Source organism: Nocardia sp. bgisy134 (genome assembly GCF_057708325.1).
In genome coordinates, this window is the sequence record NZ_JBYIRW010000064.1 from 1 (window position 1) to 972 (window position 972).

At 67.6% G+C, this 972-nt stretch carries 1 pseudogene; it reads right to left on the reverse strand.

Annotated elements, in window-relative coordinates:
• Positions 1-13: 13 nt before the first annotated feature.
• Positions 14-896: pseudogene (locus AC3ERS_RS36575) on the reverse strand (IS5 family transposase).
• Positions 897-972: the final 76 nt, after the last annotated feature.

A 972-nucleotide genomic window follows, 5' to 3' on the forward strand; every position in this document is an offset into this window, starting at 1 on the left:
CTAGGGCCTGTCCTCAAAGCCATATGAGCAGGGTGGCCAGGTCGAGCATGCCGCGGTAGGAGGTTGCGGTTTTGTCGTATCGGGTGGCGACGGCCCGATACTGCTTGAGCCGGTTGAAACAACGCTCGACGACGTTGCGGCGGCGGTAAGTTGCCGGGTCGAACGTCGGTGGGCGCCCACCGATCTTGCCGCGGCGACGCCGGTGGGCCTGTTGATCAGAGCGTTCGGGAATCGTCGCGGCGATCCCACGCCGACGCAGGTACTCCCGGATCGCGCGTGAGGAGTAGCCCTTGTCGGCCAGCACCCGCCGCGGCCGAGTCCAGGGCCGGCCGCGACCGGGTCGTGGCATGCGGATACCGGCCAGCACCCGGGTGAACACGGTGCAGTCGTTGACGTTGCCGCCGGTCAGCACGATCGACAACGGACGCCCGAGCCCGTCGCAGGCCAGGTGGATCTTCGTCGTCGGCCCGCCACGAGAACGACCGATTGCATGGTCAGCGGGCTCGCCGCACGTCCCGGGGTAGAACCCGCTCCCCGCCGGTATGGATCACCCGGCCGCGGCGCCCACCGGCCGCGTGCTGGTGGGCCCGCACGATCGAGGAATCCACCGACACCTCCCGATCCAGCTCGGCGACCGCGTCAGCGATCACCCGCACCCGCGCCACCAACAACGACAGGGTGCCATTGCGCGACCAGCGCCAGAACCGGTTGTAGACGGTCTTCCACGGCCCGTACCGTTCGGGCAGATCCCGCCACGCGATCCCGGTCTTGGCCTTGTACAACATGCCGTTGACCACCCGCCGGTCGTCCACCCTGGGGCGGCCCTTGACCCCCGACGCCGGCAGCAAGACTGCCACGACCTGCCACTGCTCATCGGTCAACTCATGCCTGCGCACCACAACGCGACATCAAAACAGATCAACACCGGTCGCAAAGCAGATCAGCCACAACCACTTTGAGGACGCGCCCTAG